This is a genomic window from Oricola thermophila, from assembly GCF_013358405.1.
Lineage (GTDB): Bacteria > Pseudomonadota > Alphaproteobacteria > Rhizobiales > Rhizobiaceae > Oricola > Oricola thermophila.
The window spans coordinates 834,958-853,863 of the sequence record NZ_CP054836.1 but is presented as its reverse complement, the minus strand read 5'-3'; the positions used below and the strand labels follow the sequence as shown (position 1 = coordinate 853,863).

Annotated in this window: 19 protein-coding genes; 10 read left to right on the top strand and 9 right to left on the bottom strand. The window is 63.6% G+C overall.

Annotation, left to right across the window (positions count from 1 at the left end):
• The first annotated feature begins 31 nt into the window (after window positions 1-31).
• The 4 genes from HTY61_RS03995 (at window position 32) to HTY61_RS03980 (ending at window position 1,379) form a co-directional block, all read left to right on the top strand.
• On the top strand, window positions 32-196 hold the full coding sequence (locus HTY61_RS03995; RefSeq protein ID WP_175275586.1) for a DUF3563 family protein: 165 nt from the start codon (window positions 32-34) through the stop codon (window positions 194-196).
• 292 nt (window positions 197-488) lie between these two features.
• Entirely contained in the window at window positions 489-626 is a 138-nt protein-coding gene (locus tag HTY61_RS03990) for a hypothetical protein (protein ID WP_175275585.1), read from the top strand.
• Window positions 627-898: 272 nt separating this feature from the next.
• A complete protein-coding gene (locus HTY61_RS03985) occupies window positions 899-1,084 on the top strand; it encodes a hypothetical protein (protein WP_175275584.1) in 186 nt (61 codons plus the stop codon).
• A 103-nt stretch (window positions 1,085-1,187) separates the two neighbouring features.
• Window positions 1,188-1,379: a hypothetical protein gene (locus tag HTY61_RS03980; RefSeq protein ID WP_175275583.1), complete on the top strand. Its 192-nt coding sequence runs from the start codon at window positions 1,188-1,190 to the stop codon at window positions 1,377-1,379.
• Window positions 1,380-1,413: 34 nt separating this feature from the next.
• Here HTY61_RS03980 and cckA read toward each other — a convergent pair whose 3' ends face one another.
• Window positions 1,414-3,966, bottom strand: a complete 2,553-nt coding sequence (cckA, locus tag HTY61_RS03975; protein WP_175275582.1) for a cell cycle histidine kinase CckA — start codon at window positions 3,964-3,966, stop codon at window positions 1,414-1,416.
• 180 nt (window positions 3,967-4,146) lie between these two features.
• On the opposite strand from cckA, the gene HTY61_RS03970 reads away from it, so the two are divergent.
• Entirely contained in the window at window positions 4,147-5,064 is a 918-nt protein-coding gene (locus tag HTY61_RS03970) for a flagellar biosynthetic protein FliO (protein ID WP_175275581.1), read from the top strand.
• A gap of 49 nt (window positions 5,065-5,113) precedes the next feature.
• Here the strand turns inward: HTY61_RS03970 and dksA are convergent, their stop codons facing one another.
• Window positions 5,114-5,479 (bottom strand): RNA polymerase-binding protein DksA, encoded by a 366-nt coding sequence (gene dksA / locus HTY61_RS03965; RefSeq protein WP_175278405.1) that lies wholly within the window; start codon window positions 5,477-5,479, stop codon window positions 5,114-5,116.
• A 279-nt stretch (window positions 5,480-5,758) separates the two neighbouring features.
• On the opposite strand from dksA, the gene HTY61_RS03960 reads away from it, so the two are divergent.
• The 4 genes from HTY61_RS03960 to HTY61_RS03945 all read left to right on the top strand — a co-directional run bounded on the left by HTY61_RS03960 (window position 5,759) and on the right by HTY61_RS03945 (window position 9,521).
• Window positions 5,759-6,265, top strand: a complete 507-nt coding sequence (locus HTY61_RS03960) for a SixA phosphatase family protein (RefSeq protein WP_175275580.1) — start codon at window positions 5,759-5,761, stop codon at window positions 6,263-6,265.
• Between the two features lie 78 nt (window positions 6,266-6,343).
• Complete coding sequence (locus HTY61_RS03955) at window positions 6,344-7,795, top strand: YcjX family GTP-binding protein (protein ID WP_175275579.1); 1,452 nt, start codon at window positions 6,344-6,346, stop codon at window positions 7,793-7,795.
• Window positions 7,792-8,865, top strand: a complete 1,074-nt coding sequence (locus HTY61_RS03950; RefSeq protein ID WP_175275578.1) for a YcjF family protein — start codon at window positions 7,792-7,794, stop codon at window positions 8,863-8,865. Before HTY61_RS03955 ends, HTY61_RS03950 begins: the two co-directional genes overlap by 4 nt.
• 122 nt (window positions 8,866-8,987) lie before the next feature.
• Window positions 8,988-9,521 carry a hypothetical protein gene (locus HTY61_RS03945; RefSeq protein ID WP_175275577.1) on the top strand — a complete coding sequence of 178 codons (534 nt, stop codon included), beginning with the start codon at window positions 8,988-8,990 and terminating at the stop codon, window positions 9,519-9,521.
• A 9-nt stretch (window positions 9,522-9,530) separates the two neighbouring features.
• Here the strand turns inward: HTY61_RS03945 and folK are convergent, their stop codons facing one another.
• From folK to HTY61_RS03920, 5 genes are all read right to left on the bottom strand, one after another.
• A complete protein-coding gene (gene folK, locus HTY61_RS03940; RefSeq protein ID WP_175275576.1) occupies window positions 9,531-10,052 on the bottom strand; it encodes a 2-amino-4-hydroxy-6-hydroxymethyldihydropteridine diphosphokinase in 522 nt (173 codons plus the stop codon).
• Window positions 10,024-10,401 carry a dihydroneopterin aldolase gene (folB, locus tag HTY61_RS03935; protein WP_175275575.1) on the bottom strand — a complete coding sequence of 126 codons (378 nt, stop codon included), beginning with the start codon at window positions 10,399-10,401 and terminating at the stop codon, window positions 10,024-10,026. Before folB ends, folK begins: the two co-directional genes overlap by 29 nt.
• A gap of 28 nt (window positions 10,402-10,429) precedes the next feature.
• Window positions 10,430-11,296: a dihydropteroate synthase gene (folP, locus tag HTY61_RS03930; protein WP_175275574.1), complete on the bottom strand. Its 867-nt coding sequence runs from the start codon at window positions 11,294-11,296 to the stop codon at window positions 10,430-10,432.
• A gap of 27 nt (window positions 11,297-11,323) precedes the next feature.
• Window positions 11,324-11,644 carry a 2Fe-2S iron-sulfur cluster-binding protein gene (locus HTY61_RS03925; RefSeq protein ID WP_175275573.1) on the bottom strand — a complete coding sequence of 107 codons (321 nt, stop codon included), beginning with the start codon at window positions 11,642-11,644 and terminating at the stop codon, window positions 11,324-11,326.
• A 116-nt stretch (window positions 11,645-11,760) separates the two neighbouring features.
• Complete coding sequence (locus HTY61_RS03920; protein WP_175275572.1) at window positions 11,761-12,126, bottom strand: Hpt domain-containing protein; 366 nt, start codon at window positions 12,124-12,126, stop codon at window positions 11,761-11,763.
• Between the two features lie 310 nt (window positions 12,127-12,436).
• On the opposite strand from HTY61_RS03920, the gene HTY61_RS03915 reads away from it, so the two are divergent.
• Window positions 12,437-16,786: an apolipoprotein A-IV repeat region-like domain-containing protein gene (locus HTY61_RS03915; protein WP_175275571.1), complete on the top strand. Its 4,350-nt coding sequence runs from the start codon at window positions 12,437-12,439 to the stop codon at window positions 16,784-16,786.
• A gap of 58 nt (window positions 16,787-16,844) precedes the next feature.
• Here the strand turns inward: HTY61_RS03915 and HTY61_RS03910 are convergent, their stop codons facing one another.
• Both HTY61_RS03910 and HTY61_RS03905 read right to left on the bottom strand, forming a co-directional pair.
• Window positions 16,845-17,405, bottom strand: coding sequence for an ABC-type transport auxiliary lipoprotein family protein (locus HTY61_RS03910; RefSeq protein WP_246272916.1), 561 nt, complete (start codon window positions 17,403-17,405; stop codon window positions 16,845-16,847).
• A gap of 125 nt (window positions 17,406-17,530) precedes the next feature.
• Entirely contained in the window at window positions 17,531-18,904 is a 1,374-nt protein-coding gene (locus tag HTY61_RS03905; protein ID WP_175275569.1) for an MlaD family protein, read from the bottom strand.
• Window positions 18,905-18,906: the final 2 nt, after the last annotated feature.

The following is an 18,906-nucleotide window of genomic DNA, read 5'->3' as shown; positions in this document are numbered from 1 at the left end:
TATATTGCGGACACACGGAAAGGAGGTCGAGATGGCCCGCAATCGCTTCGCAAGAACCATCGGACGGATCGCCAGTGCAATCAGTGGCCCGGCGCGTGAGAAGATCGAGAACGACTACCTGAACAAGGCTACCTCGATCTACGATCTCGAGCGTCGCATGCAGGAAATCGATCGCGGCAAGTTCCGCAACTTCTGATACGCACCCGCTTCGGGTTTCCAAGGCGCGCCGCCGGGCAACCATGGCGCGCCTTCGTCATTTCCTCGCCGGCACCCGTGACCGGCTTGTCGCGCCACGTCGCCAACCCGGCGTCCATGCCGCCCGCCCGTGCCTGACGGGTGCGCCGATTTGCCGGCAACGCCGGGAACCATTCCCTTTGCGACCCCATGCTTTCAGCGCATGTCAGCAATGCGTCGATAGCGCTGGTGCGCCCCTGCATTTGGCAGTACCGGGCGCAATCCGAACAACAGTGAAGAGACGGGACGAGACCATGAAGACGCATAACTTTCTCGCGACCTGGACCGGCATGCTGAACGTCGCTGCCCGTCGCGATGCACCGACGGGTAAGGCTACCGCCAAGGCCCCGGCCGGACGCGGCAAGGTGGCACGCCTGCTGCGCCGCGCCTGACGCGAACAGCAGATCGGCAATTGGAAGGGGCGCCCTGCAACGGGCGCCCCTTTCGCGTTTGCACCCGCCGGGCACGAAACGGAGATTTCCGTTCCGCCGATCCCGGTCCGGACGAAAGCGGTGCAACCCCGCGTCACGCAGTCGTGAAAAAGCGTTGCTTGCGCGAAGAAACGAAAATGTGGAGCCTTGGGGAACACCGGGCCAATCACGCATTCGCGGCAATCCCGCCGCCGGATGCCCCGGTACCGGACCAAGGCAAAGGAGAACCCGTCATGTCCACCCGGTCCAACCTGCTGCTCGATCTTGCCCGCATGATGATCAAGCAGGCCAGGCTGCTCAAGGCACAGGGCCTGCTGGCCGAGGCACGGGCGATGGCGCGCCGCGCGATCGAGCTCGACCATGCCGGCCATGCCGCCGCCCGCCTGCAACCGATACCGGTGAAATCCCGCCACCGCTGAATCGGCGGGCTGGCGGTTCTTCCCGCTGGGCGCGACAAGCTTCGCGCAACCCCCGGCCCCCTACGCTGAAATCCGACTCGATGAAGTGGGGTGGATGGACGACATGATGGTCGAACCGGACAAGCTGGAAAGCATAGCTCGGACAATCAGCCAGCAGGCCGAACTGCTGCGCAGCGCCGGTCGCATTTCCCGGGCGGACGAGATGGAGCGCCATGCGAACGAGCTGCGCGGCTTCGTTGCCGCCGGAGGTGCGGGAAAGATGATGCGTCAGACCGCCTTCGACCGCGCCGCCTGATCCCCGGACTGACCGGCGCCCGCGGGGCATCCGGTCAGTTGCCGTCCTCCAGCATTTCCTTCACCGTGGTCGCCAGCTGCTTGAGCGAGAACGGTTTCGGCAGGAAGCCGAACTTGGCGCCTTCGGGCAGGTTCTTCGCAAATGCATCCTCGGCATAGCCGGAAACGAAGATGAACTTGATGTCCGGATAGGAGTTGCGCATTTCCGCGAGCAGCGTCGGCCCGTCCATTTCCGGCATCACCACGTCCGAAACGACGATATCCACCTTGCCGTCGAGTTCCGCGATGATCTCGAGCGCCTCGACGCCGCTCGAGGCCTCGTGCACCGTGTAGCCGCGCGAGGTAAGTGCGCGCACGCCGCCCATCCGAACTGCGTCCTCGTCCTCGACCAGCAGCACCGTGGCCGTTCCGGACAGGTCGCGCTTCTTCTCCGGCCCGGCCTCTTCCGGCCGCGCCACCGGCGCATCGGTCTCGGCTGCAATATGGCGCGGCAGGAAGATGCGGAAGATCGTGCCCTTTCCGATTTCGGAATCCGCGTAGATGAAGCCGCCCGTCTGCTTGACGATGCCGTAGACCATCGACAGGCCGAGTCCGGTCCCCTTGCCTACTTCCTTGGTGGTGAAGAACGGCTCGAATATCTTTTCCAGCACGTCGGGCTCGATACCCGTCCCGGTATCCTCGACCTCGATCATCACGTATTCGCCGGCCTCGAAGCCACGGTAGCGGAAGCGGCTGCATTCCTCCTCGGAGACGTTGCTGGTCCGGATTGTCAGATCCCCGCCCTCGGGCATGGCGTCGCGCGCATTGACCGCCAGGTTGACGATCACCTGCTCGAACTGGCCGAGATCGGCCTTGACCGGCCACAGGTCGCGCCCGTGCTCGATCTGAAGGTTGATCGAGTTGCCGACGAGGCGCGACAGCAGCATCCGCAGATCCGCGAGCACGTCGGTCAGGGTCAGCACTTCGGGTCGCAGGGTCTGCCTGCGTGAGAACGCGAGAAGCTGCCGCACCAGCGAGGCTGCCCTGTTGGCGTTCTGCTTGATGTTCATGATGTCGGCAAATGACGGATCCGACGGCCGATGATTGGCGAGCAGCAGGTCGGAGGCCATGATGATAGCAGTCAGCACATTATTGAAATCGTGCGCGATACCGCCGGCAAGCTGGCCGACGGCCTGCATCTTCTGGCTCTGCGCCATCTGGGCTTCCAGCGCCTTCTGCTCGGTCGTGTCCATCGCGTAGACGATAGCGGCTTCCTCGGCGGCGCTGTCCGGGCCGCCCTGGCCGGTGATGGCATTGACGAAGACCCGCAGGTGGCGCTCGTCCGGACCGGGCTTGAGCACCGTGTCGAACGGCTCGATCTTGGCCTGGTTCGCCCGTGCGGCCGCGAACGCCTTGTTGAAACGCTCCTTCGCGTCGCCCTCGAAAAGGGCCTCGAAGCGTATGTGGCCCTCCAGCGCGTCGGCATCGACGACTGCGCCGAACAGGGTGATGAACGGCGCATTCGTGCGAAGTATGCGGCCGTCCTGGTCCAATGCGGCGATCGCCATGGGAGTGGAATTGAAGAAGCGCGTGAACCGGACCTCCGAGCGACGAAGGTCACTGGCGGTCTCGCCGGTTTCCGAGCGGTTGAGAACGATGGTGCGGGTCGAATGCGCCAGCCCGTCCTTGTCTGCATGCACCCGATGGATCATCTGGACCGGCAGGCCGACGCCGTCCGCCTTGGCGAGTTCTACGTCGATCGTCGCGGTGCGGGAGGTTCCGGCATCCGCCCGGACCGCGTTGATGATCGCCAGTCCGTCACCCGTCACGATATCGGAGATGTTGAGCGAGCCGGGCACGAACGCTGTCAGGTCGATCCCCAGCCAGCCGGCAAGCGTCGCATTGACATACTGGATGCGGCCGTTGCCGTCGGCGGAAAAGAAGCCGGCCGGCGCCTGGTCGAGATAGTCGATCGCCTTCTGCAACTCGAGGAAGGTCTGTTCCTGCTCGTCGCGTTCCGCGGTGATGTCTGCAAGGCGCCAGACCCGCAGCGGCTCGCCCTTGCCCGGCATCTTCATCATCCGCGTCGAGACGCGGTACCAGTGCGGCCCGTCGTCGTCCGGCCGCAGTCCCGTCGGCAGGCGGAACTCCTCGTCGGCCTCCATCCCCCGAATGACGTTGTTCGCGAGACGGTAAACGGCGTTGGCGGCATCGTCATGACGCGACAGGATGGCTTCCGGCGTCTGGAGGTCTTCCGCGCCGGAAATTCCCGTCATGTCGCCATAGGTGCGGTTCGAATAGACGATCGCCCCCTTCTCGTCGAGGATGCAGATCCCGTCCGACATCTGGTCGACGAAGCTGCGACCGATATCTTCCGCGCGACCGGCCTGGGCGAATTCCACGAAACCGATCGCCGAGGCGAACAGGTAGAAGACGCCGACCATCGCAAGCAGGCCGAGCATCACCAGCAGGAAGGTCTCGTTGATGTTTTCCCGGTAGAAAAACAGGAACGCCGCGGCGCCCAGCGATGCAACTCCGAGTATCAGCAAACGAACAGCTGCGCTCGGAGGGTTTCTGCTGTGACCAAGCGCCCTGTATTCGTCTGCCATCGCGGTTTTCCCGGCTATCGCCCCGAATCTTCAATGCCGCGGCGCGGCGATTGACTGGTTTGAATCATAAAGCACCGCCTGACGAAAGCCCTGCCCGGAAAATTTGTCATTCCGAACCGTCGTTGCTAACACCTTCGACATGAATTGCACGGCCGGAGGCCGCATCACGGAGTAGACTGAATGTTTGCCTGGTTGACCGATACACTTGGCGATCGAAACGCGCTGTACGTCGCATACGGCGCGGGAGCGATAGGCGTCCTGTTGCTCGTATGGGTTCTCTGGTTCTGGACCCGGCGGGTGTCGGGCGGCGTGTTCGTGCATGGAGGCCGCGGACGTCAGCCGCGCCTTGCCGTCGTCGACGCGGCCGCGATCGACAGCCACCGTCGGATCGTCCTCGTACGCCGCGACGACGTCGAGCACCTCGTGATGATCGGCGGCCACAACGATCTTGTCATCGAGAGCGGCATTTCCGGACCGGAAGCTGCCTCCAGGGAAAATGAAGGCGGACAGCCCGCGGCTGCCCCCGTCAGACCGGCGGCAGCCGCTCCGGGCGAAAAGCGTGTCCGCGCCACCCCCGCCAGGGGAAGGCGGGAGTCGCCGAAACCGGCGGCCGTCGAAACGCCGCGCCCGGCGGCAAGGCCCGTGCCTGCCCCCGTACGCAAGCCCGAGACGAAACCCGCGCCCGAACAGGCTCAGCGCCCAGCGCCGACGCCCGAACCCGGGTCCGAACCTGCATCGCCCGAAAGGCCGATCGTGGCCGTCACGGCAGCGTCGCAAGGCGAATTGCCGCACGCATATGCCGAATTCCAGGACGAGTCTCCGGCGGCCAACTCCCCCGACCCGGAACAGGTTCAGCCATCTCCGGAACGTGCGGGAATCGCTCCCGCCCCCCGCACCGAGGAACTGGGTTTCAACATTCGACCAGAGACCGCCGTTGCGGCCCGAAAGGACGGGGACGCCGCGCAAGCCTTCGAGGAGCATGTGCAGGCAAGCATCGCCGAGACGGAGCAATCTGCGAGCGAGAGCCAATCCGCCGACGACGGAACGCTCGAGGACGAGATGCAGAAACTGTTGGCCGAACTCACGCGCAAGAAATAGGGCCTGTCGTCCGGCACGAACAAAAAAGGCCCGCTTTCGCGGGCCTGTTTCAATCGTCGCGATATACCTTTTCGCGTCGTTCGTGACGCTCCTGCGCCTCGAGCGACAGCGTGGCAATCGGCCTGGCTTCGAGACGCTTCACACCGATTGGTTCGCCGGTCTCCTCGCAATATCCGTATGTCCCGTCATCGATGCGCTGCAACGCCAGGTCGATCTTGTTGATCAGCTTGCGCTGCCTGTCGCGCGCACGCAATTCGATGGCTCGGTCGGATTCCGATGAGGCCCTGTCCGCCAGGTCCGGATGGTTGGAGCTGTCGGACTGCATGTGATCAAGTGTTTCGCGCGCCTCGCGCAGTATTTCCGCCTTCCAGGCCAAAAGTTTTTTCCTGAAATAGGCGCGTTGCCGTTCGTTCATGAACGGCTCGTCCTCTGCCGGTACATAGTCAGCAGGAATGTCTTCTTCTGCCACTGAATCACTCCCAGTATGGCATCTGTTTGCGCTCTATAATCGCCTCTCGCCCCAGCGGCAAGTTCCATTTTTACGCTTTTCGCGAGGAAGTGATCAAAGGGTTGAAATTGCGCGCGAATGCTTCCGGGGATCTGCTTCCCCCGGATATCGAGACCAATGTTTCAATTGCGAAGATGCGCACATCGCGTTAATCGCGGAATGGTACGTGCAGCCGGGAGTTATCGTTTGAGCCGCCTATTCCTGTTTCGTCACGGTAAAGCCGCCTGGGCCGAGCCCGGCATGCGCGATTTCGACAGGAAGCTGGACGAGCGGGGCCGGGAAGAGGCCCGCGCGATGGGCCACCTGATGAAACGGCGCGGCCTCGTACCTGATCGCGTCATCTGCTCCACCGCGGTCCGCGCGGTCGAAACGCTTGACGCGATCAATCCCTCGCTTCACCTCGAGGACGTCACCACGTACGAACAGAACCTGTACGCGACTGATGCACCGGGTTACCTGGAAATAGCGTCCGCGACCGATTTCGATGGCGACGTCATGCTTGTAGGTCACAATCCGATGCTCGAGGATGCAGCACTGGCCCTCTCCGCAGACGGCGACGAGGCGTCCCTGGAGCATCTGCACATGGGCTTCCGAACTGCCGGCCTCGCCATTATTCGCTTCGACGGCCCGACCTCCACATTTGCGACCGACACCGGTTACCTGGAAGCCTACCTGACGCCCGCCGACGCCTGATCCGCCCCCGATCTTTGGCATGTCGGCACGCAATACCTATATCGCGATGACGATGAAGGCGTGCGGGGACATCAAGACGTGAGCAGACTGGTATCGCTTGGCGACGAGGCGCTGATCGCCCTCGACACGATTGCCGACCGGGCTTCCGGGCTTCTGGTGCCCAACATGCGCCTTGGCGTGACCGGCCTCTCGCGAGCCGGCAAGACCGTTTTCATCACGGCGCTGGTGCACAACCTCATACACGGCGGCAGGCTTCCGCTGTTCGAACCGGTTCACTCGAAACGGCTTGCCCGCGCCTATCTGGAACCGCAACCTGACGACGGCGTGCCACGCTTCGGTTACGAGAGCCATGTGCGCGATCTTGTGGAAAAACGCGACTGGCCGGATTCCACCCGCGCGATTTCCGAACTGCGTCTGACGGTCGAATATGAGGCCGCCAGCGGCTGGGGCCGCCTCCTGTCCGGCGGCAAGCTGCATATAGATATAGTCGACTATCCCGGCGAGTGGCTGCTCGATCTTCCACTACTCGGCAAGTCATACCGCGAATTCAGCGACGATGCCCTGGAACTCGCACGCACGGGCAGCCGGGCCGGATTGGCCGCCGAATATCTCGAACTGGCCGGATCGGTCGATCCCGACGCCGATGCGGACGAACCCCTCGCCGAGCGGCTGGCCGACACCTACAAGGCCTATCTCCAGGCGTGCCGGAACGAGTCACTCGCCCTTTCCACGCTTCCACCCGGTCGCTTCCTGATGCCCGGCGATCTGGACGGATCCCCGGCGTTGACCTTCGCGCCGCTTCCCGCAGAGCCAGATAGCGCGCGCCCCGGTTCGATGCTGGCGATGATGGAACGCCGCTACGATTCCTACAAGACGCTGGTCGTGAAGCCGTTCTTCCGGCACCATGTCACGAGGCTGGATCGCCAGATCGTGCTGATTGACGCCATGCACGCCATGAATGCCGGTCCCGAGGCCGTCCGCGACCTCGAACGCGCGCTCGCCGACATAATGTTATGCTTCCGTCCCGGCAGCGGCAGCCTGCTGACCGGGTTGTGGAAACGCACCATCGACCGCGTGCTCGTCGCCGCCACCAAGGCGGACCACCTCCACCACGAGGACCATCCCAAGATGGAGGCCATCGTCCGCCGCCTGGTCCAGGGCGCCATAGACCGTGCCGGCGTGACCGGAGCCCAGGTCGAGACCCTCGCACTGGCTGCGGTGCGCGCCACCCGGGAAGCGACGGTCAAGGAAGGCTCCGACCGCCTGCCGGTCATCGTCGGGACGCCTGTCGAAGGCGAGAGGATTGATGGCGTGACATTCGACGGGGAAACCGAAACCGCCGTGTTTCCGGGCGACCTGCCTGGAAATCCGGAAGAGATTTTCAGGGAAAGCGACCTCGCCGAAAATCACCGCTTCGTGCGTTTCCGCCCCCCGCGGCTCGAGACCGGCGATAACGGGGCGACACTCTCGCTGCCGCATATCCGCCTCGACAAGGCATTGCAGTTCCTGATCGGAGACAGGTTCGCATGAATGAGAAGCCGAAGAGGCGCAAGCCGCGTGCATACACCCCGGAGGCCGCCCCCGCCGACAGCGCGGCCCCGCAGGCCCCGACACCGACCCCGCGCAAGCCACGCGCCTTTGCGCCGGGTCCAGCGCTGGAGATGGAACCGGAGGATTTCTTCGAGCGCGAGGAAACGACGACCGACATGGCCGTGATCGAGGAGGTCGACCGGCAACACCGGGGACTGTCCTTCGCCTCCCTGGGCCTTGCCGCTACCGGCCTGCTCGCCGGCCTCGCCGTTTCCCTCTGGATCGACGGAGTGGTGCGAGCCCTGTTCGCGCGGAATGAATGGCTGGGCTGGCTGTCGCTCGGACTGGCAGGCATCATCGCGCTGACCGTGGCGATCGTGGTCATCCGCGAAATCGCGGCCATATGGCGCCTGCGATCCGTAGACCGGTTGCGCGGCGAACTGGAAACCGCTCTTGCCGCGCCCGACGACAAGGCGTTGTCGCGGGCGACGCACAACCTCCTTCGCCACATGGCGTCGAACCCGAGATCCGCCGCCGGAAGGGCCGTCCTCGCCCGGCAGGACGGCGAGATCATCGATGCCGCCGACTTCTATGCACTGGCCGAACGCGAACTGTTCAGGAGCCTCGACCGCGACGCGTTCCTGCTCGTCACGGGCGCGGCGAAGCGCGTGTCCGTGGTGACGGCGGTGAGCCCGCGCGCATTCCTCGACATGGCTTATGTCATCTACGAGAATTTCCGCCTCGTTCGCCGCCTCGCCGAACTGTATGGCGGACGAAGCGGCACCTTTGGCAATCTGCGCCTGTTCAGGAAGGTTCTGGGCCATCTTGCGATCACGGGCGCCGCCAGCATCGGCGACGGACTGGTTCAGCAGGTGATCGGCCACGGAGTGGCTTCGCGCCTGTCGGCGCGCCTCGGAGAAGGCGTGCTCAATGGCGTGATGACGGCTCGGGTCGGCATCTCCGCGATGGAAGTGTGCCGCCCTGCCCCGTTCCATGCGGTAAAACGGCCGAAACTCTCGTCTGTCCTTTCCGTCCTGACGGCCGGCAACGACGACGCGGACTCCGACTGATCGCGACCTGTAATACTTCGTGAGCGGCCAAAGGCCTGCTCTGGCGCGACTTACAAAGCATGTGTTAACCATTAAAGCCAATGATGCGCCTACCGCACCGCCGATCAGGAAAGTCGCCTGCCATGTATTTTCGTTCGATGGCCGTTATCGCCCTTGCCCTTGCCTCTGCGGCAATCGCGACTCCGTCGGCGAATGCCAGCGAACGCGAGGCACGGTTCTTTCGCCAGATCGAGGGCAAGTGGCGCGGCCCGGGGGAAGTCGTCGCCGGCAAGTACAAGGGAACGAAGTTTACCTGCGAGTTTTCGGGCCTCACCCCCGACAACAAGCTTGGGATGACCCTCGACGGCGGCTGCCGCGTCGGCGTCTTCACCCAGAAGATGAGCGCAACGGTTCGACGCAACGGCCGTTCCTATATCGGCGCATTCCTGGACGGCGCCAAGGGCGAAGGGCTGGACGTGATATCCGGCTCCGTGTCGCCGGACCGCGCGGTATTGAAGTTGAAGCGGAAGCAGCTTGACGGCGCCATGCTGGCGCGGCTGGCTTCGAGGGACCAGCTCAACATCACCGTGTCCGTCAATGTCGGTGACGAGCTGGTGCCGGTGATCGGCATGAAACTCGACCGCATCGATTCCGTCGCGGTTGGTTCGGTAAAATAGCGGGCCGCCTCAAGGCCGAATATCGATATCCGTCACTTCCAGTCCCTCGTCGGCAAATCCCGCAGCGTGTTCGCGCACGCTTTGTCCGTCGACGAGGATGTCCGGCGCTATGTCTGCCAGCGGCACCATGACGAATCCGCGCTCCGACATGCGCGGATGTGGAATCGTCAGATTGTCGAGGGAAACCGGCGCGTCGCCATAGAGCAGGATGTCGATGTCCAGCGTGCGCGGTCCCCAGCGAACGGACCTCACGCGACCGAGAGCTATCTCGGTTTCGAGAACGAGAGCCAGAAGGTCGGGTGCGCTCAGCCGGGTTTCGATTTCCGCACATGCGTTGAGAAACCAGTCCTGCTCGACCGGTCCCCAGGGCGGAGTGCGGAAGACGCGCGAAACGGCACCGATGCTGCACTCCGGATTGCTGTCCAAACGTTCCAGCGCCCGGCGCATGGCATCGGCAACATCGCCTACATTGCCGCCGAGGCCGAGAAAGGCAACGACGGGCTCAGCCACCAGTGCCCGCCTTCGCTTCATGCACCACGGTCACCTCCACGTGGTCGAGCACACCTGGCACGGGAGCATTCGGTTTGCGTACGGTTATTTCGGCGGTAACAATCTGCGGAAAGCGCGCGCAAAGCGCCTTGGCGATTTCCAGGGCGATCGCCTCGATCAGGAAACGGCGCTTTCCGGTGACGATCCTTTCGATCTCCTGAAAGGCGACCCCGTAGTCGACGGTGCCCTCGATGCTGTCCGTTTCGAGCGCATCGCCCGGATCGACGGTGAGGACAGCATCGACATAGAACCGCTGGCCCAGGAACTCTTCCTGGTCGAAAACACCGTGGCGCGCGAAGAACGCGCAATTCACCATGCGAATCTGGTACATCGGAAATCGGTTTCCTGTTTTCGGCCGGTCACGCCGGCCGCCGCGCGGCGATCATAGCATCCGCAACGGCAAGTGCGTCGTGATTGATCGCGACATCATGAACACGAAATACCGACGCGCCCGCCGCGCGCAACAGCGCTGTGGTCGCCGCCGTCGCGACATCTCGATCCGCCGCTTCGCGTCCCGTGACATGGCCCAGGAAGCGCTTGCGGCTGGTGCCGACCAGAATTGGAAACCCCAGTGCATGCAGCGCTTCGAAGCGCGCCATCAACGCATAGTTCTCGCCGGCATCCTTCGCAAAACCGAAGCCGGGATCCAGCACGATCTGTTCGTCGCGCACCCCCGCCTTCCCCGCTATGGCCAATGACGTCTCGAAAAATGCGAGCTGATCGCCGATCACGTCGGTGAGCTTTTCCCGCTCGCGGCCGGTATGCATGATGCAAAGCCCCGCCCCGGTGTCTGCCGCGACACGCGCGATATCGGCCTCGCGCTGAAGTCCCCATACATCATTGACGATATGTGCCCCGGCCTCGATCGCCTTCGCCGCGGTGCTTGCCCGGTACGTATCGACGGAAAGCACCACATCCGGCAACGCATCGCGCACGGACGCGATGGCAGGCAGCACCCGCTCCTGCTCCGTTGCGGCATCGACGGGCTCTCCGCCCGGCCTCGTGCTCTCGCCGCCGATATCGAGTATCTGCGCACCCGCTTCGACCATCTTGCCTGCGCGAGCGACAACGGCTCCGGTGGTCGTCAACTGGCCGCCATCGGAAAAGCTGTCGGGCGTCACGTTGAGAATGCCCATAAGCACGCCCTTGGGGCCTAGCGTCGCGTTTTTCGCGTGCGCAAGCGCCCAGTGGCGGGTCGCAAAGGCATTATCGGCGGAATATGCCATCGGGCGGTTTATCCCTGCGGGAACAGGTCAGGCCTGTTTTTCCGGAACATGCACGACAAGGCCGTCCAGTTCGTCGCTCATCTTGATTTGACAGGAAAGCCTGGATTCGGGCTTCGGCTCGTAGGCGAAATCAAGCATGTCCTCTTCCATGACGTCAGGCTTGCCGACCTTCTCGACCCATGCTTCGTCAACATAGACATGGCATGTCGCACAAGCGCATGCACCGCCGCATTCGGCCTCTATTCCCGGAACGCTGTTCTTGACGGCGTTCTCCATGACGGTCGAGCCGGCCTCGGCATCGAGTTCAAATCGCGTGCCGTCAAACGCGACGACGGTGAGCTTCGGCATTATGGTCTCCGGACTTGGTCGAAATGCAACAGCAGCCTTTGCTGCGACTTACCCGGTGGACGGGCAATGTCAACCTGTATACATGCCGCAACCCGACCTTTTCGGGACTTTGGCGCCTATCGGAGCAGGGATTCGATGTAGTCTCGAACGGCTTCGACTTCGCGAAGGAGCTCGGTCACCGGAGCCGGATTGTCCGGCTCGGTCTCGATCCTGACCGCGCATTCGGCGATACCAAAAGCGCCGACCGCGCGTGCCGCACCCTTCAGCGTATGAGCGTTGCGTCGGCGCGCGTCCTCGTCCTGCTGACTGCGCAGTTCGTTGCCGAGCACGGTTGCCTGTTTAGAGAAAAGGCGCAGGACCTCTTCCTCGAGTGCCCTGTCCCCGCCGGTCTGGCGGGCGAGAAAAACCAGATCGACCGGACGTTCTTCGGAGCGAAGTCCGCTTCCCGAATCCGGAGGAGCAAAAACCGGTGTATCGTTCATGACCATCCCGTGAGCCTGTTGAACCCGTCATCAGGATGCCATTGAAAGGCTGCCGCGAAGTTAACCGGACACGGCATCGCCTGCGCCGCCCAACCGGACAGGCCAGCGTTTGAAGCGCGTTAACTTTATATTTAAACTTTTGCGGATCGGGGCATTCGCGAGTTCCAATTCGGGACCTGTCCCGTTACGATACGCATTCACTCCGGTGCGCGTTGTGAACACAGTTGCGCCCTTTTTGTGGTGTGTCTGATTGTAGTTTTGGAGGGTACGGCCGCCCGAAGGGCGGGCCGGATTGTTGAGTGAGGCGGCAATGGCTGTGAACAAGAACGCTGCAAATATCGACCAGGATATGGAGGCAGCGCTGGAAGAGGCGCTTGAGGCCGGCCTGGGCGATGATCTCAGCCTCGACGACGAGTTGTCGCTTGACGATTTCGAGAGCCAGGTAGCCGCGGCAGCCAGCGAGTTGGCCGAGGAAGCGGGCGAAGGAGAGCGCGCGGCCAGCGTCTCATCTGCCGGGAGCGAACAGGCGGTGACAGCCGCGGCCATGCCGCGCGAAGCGGAACCGGCGGTCGAGAAGGAAGCGAAGAACAAGCCCGGCGACAAGCCCGCGGCAGCCGAAAGGGGCACGCCCGTCGCGCCGACGCCGGCGCAGACGAATTTCCAGCCCGCCAATGATGACGGCTCGCAGCGCGACTATGCCGCCCTGCTCGCACGGCTCAACCGATCGGCCCAGTCCGGCTCCCACAGGAACGCGATCATCGGCAGCATCGTTTGGGCCGTCGGCGGCGGATTGCTTGCCCATGCCCTCTATGCGCCCGAGGTTTGGCAGATCCGCTCGCTCGATCAGTTGCGCGACCTGCCGGGCGTGATCGCGATACTCGTCTCGACCATCGTGCCGATCTTCATGTTCTTCGCCATCTCGGCCATGGTCCGCAGGACTCACGAGATGCGCATGACCGCCCACTCGATGAGCGAGATCGCGCTGCGCCTCGCAGAGCCGGAAAACCTGGCCAAGGAACGCATCGTGACGGTCGGCCAGGCCGTGCGCCGCGAAGTCGCCGCCATGGGCGAAGGCATCGAGCGCACCATCGCGCGCGCCAGCGAACTGGAAGCGATGATGCAGTCGGAGGTATCCGAACTCGAGCGCGCCTACAGCGACAACGAGATGCGTGTCCGCTCCCTGCTCACCGATCTGGGCAACGAGCGCGAAGGCATCATCACCCATGCGGAGAGACTGCGCGCTTCCATCGCCGGCGCCCATGAGCAGTTGAAAGACGAACTGACGGGTTCCGCAGACTTCATTCGCGAAAACGTCCGCAACGCCTCCACCCAGCTTACCCTGTCGATCAACGAGTCCGGCCAGTCGCTCATCGATCGGCTCGAGCAGAGCTCCATGGAGGTCAACGAGTCCATCGCCGCGCGTCTGGAGGAGGTTTCGAGCCAGATTTCCCATTCCGGCGAGACCTTCGCCAGCCTGATCGACATGCGCATCGCCAACCTCAGCGAGCAGACGGACGAGGCGAGCCGCCGCCTCTCCGAGACGCTGGAGTCGCGCGCGACCAACATGGTGACGCTGCTTTCCTCGACGGCCACGAATCTCACCGACGAGTTCGACGAGCGCATGGCGACGCTGAAGAAAACCTTCGCCGAACGCGGCCAGCAGTTGCTCAGCGATTTCGAGACCCGCGTCCAGGCAATCAATCACGGCACGGAAAAGCTCAACGCGGCACTCGACGCGCGGGCACGGCAGATCAACGAAACGCTTCTCGAGCGCACGCGCGCTATCGCCGACACCTATGCCCACGGGAATGCCCAGGCCGGCGCGATTGCCGACAAGGCGCGCCAGACCTTCGCCGAGCAGACCGCGGCCATGCAGACATCGCTCAGCAAGGTACTGGAGCAGAACTCGTCGGCCTTCGCGGCACGTATCGGCGAGATCACGGCCAATGCCACCGAAACGATCTCCGGCAAGTCGACCGAATTCCTGCGGAACCTCGACGAAAAGACATCGGCGATCTACGGCGCGGTCGGCCACACCACCGACAAGCTGTCCTCCGCTGTGGACACCGAAGCCGGACGCATTGCCGAGGCCATCGATGCGCGCACCCGCGCCCTGTCGGAGGAGTTGGCCAGCAAGGCGGAACTGTTCGGAACGACGCTGGATTCGCGCTCGGACGAATTCGCCCGCACCGCGACACAGTTCGGACAGTCTTTTGACGCCCAGGCCGAGATGCTTATCGACCGCGTCGGCAGCCATGCTTCGCGGCTTTCGGCCGACCTCGAGGCGCAGTCCAAGCTTCTGGACAGCAGCGCGTCCGCGTTCAGGGAGTCCATCGAGAACCGGGTCGAGTCGGTTGCAGAACGACTGCAACAGCGCGCGGCGGAGTTCGAGGACAGGACGACCCGCCTCGACCAGAACGTGACGGCCCTGTCGGAATCCCTGGAAGAGAAGACGACACGCCTGATCGATTCGATGGGCCAGCGCTCCTCCGCTCTCATCGAGGAGATCACCAAGGCCACGGATGCCGTCGAGGACAAGTCGAATACTGCCATCGTTGCCCTCTCGCGCAGCACGGAGGCCCTGGAGAACCTGTTCGCGCAGAACACGGGCGTGATCGACGAGCGCGCGGAGACCATGCAGAAGGCCCTCTCCCTCGGCCTCGAGAACGTTCGCCGCACGCTGGAGGAAAGCGCCGGCACCGTCGCGCGTACGCTGCGTGAGAGCGTCAACACGGCCCGCAGCGAGCTTGAGCAAGAGGCGGAGAAGGCCGGCGAGACCATCGGCGGTCAGGGCAAACTCTTTGCCGAACGCCTCTCGGAGCAGCTTGGCCAGAACCAGGCCCGCATTTCCGAGGAACTGGCGGCGAACGAGAAGCGGCTGGCCGAACAGGCCGCCGAGATCAGCCGCCTGACCAGCGAGATGCTCGAGACATTCGAGACCAAGGCATCGGGAGCGACCGAGGCAATGGGATCGAAGGCTCAGGAAGCGGTGGAAACCTTCCTGTCGCGCACCAGCGAGCTGTCGGAACTCCTGTCGACGCACACGAAGGACATGGAGAATCTGATCGAGAACTCGACGCGGCCGCTCATCGAGCGCCTCACCGGCGACGGACGCAAGCTCGCCGAGCAGCTCGAGGAAGCGACCACCGCGGCCACCGAGCGCCTCAAGGCCGAGAATGCGGCCCTGATTACGGCAATGGCACGGCGCACAGCCGAGACCGTGTCCGCGGTCGAACAGGCTCAGAGCGGATTGTCGGAGAAGGTCGACGAAATGATCGACCGGCTGTCGTCCTCGAACTCGAATCTCGGCAAGCTGATACACGCCGCCGCCGACAGCCTCGGCCAGATCGACCAGCGACTGGAGACCACGACTACGCAGTTCGCGGACAAGACGGCCAATGCCGCCGAATCCATTGCGGCCTCGGTCAACATGCTCGACTCCAACGTTTCGAAGCTCACCAACGTCTCTGCCGGCACGCTGCACGAAGTGGCTTCCATCGCGTCGCGCTTCGAGGAGCACGGCAAGGTGTTGTCGGCAGCATCCGAACTGCTCGGTTCCGCGCAGTCCGGCCTGTCCAGCACGCTTGAGGAACGCCGAGAGGCCCTCGAGGCCTTGTCGGAAGGCCTTGTCAGCAAATCCGAGGAAATCGGCCGCCTGATGCGGACTTACGAAACGATGGTGGTCGATTCCTTCAGCACTATCGAGGAACGCACGCGCAATTCGGCCGACGAGATCTCGCTCAAGCTTCGCCAGGCCGCCAAGGATGCCGAAAGTGCCGCGCAGAGTTCGGCACAGTCGGTTGCACAGAATGTCGGCCAGGCAATCGAAACCGCATTGAAGCGTTTCGAGGGCGCAACCGCTGAGATGCGCCGCATCGCCTCCGAGATGAGCCACGAACTTGGCGAGACGCGCGAGGAAATGCGCCGCGGAATTCTCGACCTGCCGGACGAGACGCGCGAATCCACCAACGCGATGCGTCGCGCGGTTGCCGAGCAGATCAACGCGCTCAAGGACCTGTCTCGCATCGTCGAGAGCTCGGGTCGTGCCTTCGACATCGGCAATGGCGGTTCGAACCGCTCGCGCAAGCCGGCGCCGCCGCAGGCGCCGCAGCCCGCGCCGCGCAAGCCCGCACCGGCTGCCCAGCATGAGCCTGCGCTCAAGGAGCCGGCAATGCGCGGCAGCCTCGAGATGGCCGAGGCGGATTCCGCACCGGCGTCCGGGGGCTGGGTAAGCGATCTCTTGCGCCGTGCCTCAAAGGAAGATGAGCCGGCACCGCGCCAGCCGCAGCGCGTTGACCAGCCGCGTGAACCGCTGCACACCGTTGAGTCGCTCAACTCGCTGTCTGTCGACATCGCACGGGCCATCGACCACGAGGCATCCATCGAGCTGTGGGACCGCTATCGCCGTGGCGAGCGAAACGTCTTCACGCGTCGCCTCTACACGCTCAAGGGCCAGCAGACATTCGACGAGATCAAGCGCAAGTACGAGAGCGATGCCGCGTTCCGCGCATCGGTCGACCGCTACATCAGCGATTTCGAGCGCCTGCTGCGCGACATCGCCAAGAACGACCGCGACAACATCATGACGCAGACCTACCTGACGTCGGATACCGGCAAGGTCTACACGATGCTGGCACACGCCGCCGGCAAGCTGCGCTGATCGATTGTCGTCACGACTGGAAGCAAAAGGCCGCCGGGTTCTCCGGCGGCCTTTTCTTCTAGATGCGTTCGGTGACCCAGAGTACGACGTCGCGGGCGACACTGGCGAAGGCGCGGTCGATCGCCGCGACATAGGCTGCATTGCCCGCACCGCCCGCGGCGGTTCGCGTCTCGAAAACCCGCTCGCTGGCGACGACGCCGTTGCGGTCGTTCAATATCTTCACCGCAAGCGCCACGGTCGCGACATTGCTGCCGGCATCGATGCCGAATGCGCGGATCTCGGTGACGATCTGGTAATCGATCGCCAGCCCCTGCCCCGGCAATCCGACGCCCTTGAACCGACCGGAATTCTGGAACGCCTGCGCCAGCCGCATCTGCACCAGGCGCGGCAGCCGATCACTCCACTGGGACTCGTCCAGATAGCGGATCGTCAGCGGATCCGTTCGCACCACGATGTTCTGGGAGTCGAGGGCCTTCAGGGCCTGCGGCTCCGCGATCAAGATCTGCGTACCCGCACGCACCGGCGCAGCGTCGCTGATTGTCGGCACGTCGAGTTCGTAGGTATCAGAGGTGGGCTGCACGCCGCCAATCGCCGCACAGCCGGCAATCGCGAGCGGCATCGTTGCTATCCATCCGGCTCGCAGAAATCTCATCATGCCTCGCCAGCCCGTTGACGGCCGGCTGTCGCGGCCCGCCGTTCCCACCCGTGGTTGATCGAAAGTTGAAATCGGTTGGTCATCGAGTGTCAACGCCTCTCCCGGCCATCGAAGGTTTTGACTCCGCCGTCTCCGCCGAAGATCAGGCGTTGCGGATTGCGCTCCAGGTCGCTGATCGCCTGCTCGATGCGCGAGATCGAGCGACGGGTCTCGTTCACCAGGGCTTCCACGTCACGCAGGCCACGATCGGAAAACCGCTCCAGCCCGCCGGATATCGAGTTGATCCGCGCATTGAGAGTCTCTGCGGTTTCCCTGAACGACTGCAGCGTCTTGCGCGCTTCGGCCATGAGCGAGCCGCCCTCGTCGGTTCCGAGCAGCCCGTCGACCTTTGCGAGGATGCCGTCGACACGTTCCGATGCGGCGTTCAGGCGCTCGGCCATCTGCTGCGTATTGGATATGATCGCCTGGATGTCCTCCTGGCGCTCGCCCAGTCCTTGCGTGGCGGTTTCCACTTCTGCCAGGGCGGTCCGGGCCGACTGCCCCGCCTCGGACAGGCTTTCGACCGCCGCCGCCAGCTGGTCGGGAGGCACTGCATCTATCAGCGTATCGACCCTGTCGAAGGTTCCTTTGATCCGTGAGCCGACATCCTCCAGGTCGGCCATGACGTTTGCCACCGAATCCGCAACCCCCTGGATCTGCTCGGACATCTCGCGCAAGTCGCCCGTAAAGACATCGACATTGTCCACGATCGACGAGATCTTGACGGGATCGACCGCGGCCAACAGCTGCTCCATGCCCTGCAACGTGCCGTCCAGCTTGCCAGAGACATCTGCGAGCGCTTCGCCGACCTTGCCGATGCCTTCGAGGAAATTGTCTATGTTCTCCGCGTTGTCCTTTAGTGCCTCGGAAAACACCGCGGCATTGTCCAGCGTCGTCGCCAGCGGCTTGCGGGCTTCCACGACGAATCCTTCGAGCTCGTTCAGCACGCGGTCGGTCCGGTCGAATATATCCTGCGCCGTGGCGAGCAGGTTGTTCACCGCCGAGGGGTCCGCCTGAATGGTGGCCACGACGCCGTTCTCCTCGGCCATCTCGAAAATATTGGGTTGGCCGATGCTTCCGCCCTCGAGTTCGATATGGGCGATGCCTGTCAGCCCGGTGAACCCCAGTACCGCCTCGGTCTCGCTCGAAATGGGGAGATTCCGGTTGACGACGGTGCGCGCAATGACAATGCGCGGATTGCGCTCGTCGAAACCGAGCCCGGTCACCTTGCCTACATCGATGCCGTTGAACTTGACGAGGCTACCCACGCCCAGCCCGGTGACGGAACCCTCGATCACGACGTCTAGCCGCGCCGTCTGCCCGCCTGTATCGACGCGGGCGACCCAATACACCATGACGAATCCGGCCAGCAGGACCAGGATCGTGAATGCCCCGACGGTTACATAGTTTGCCTTGGTTTCCATGA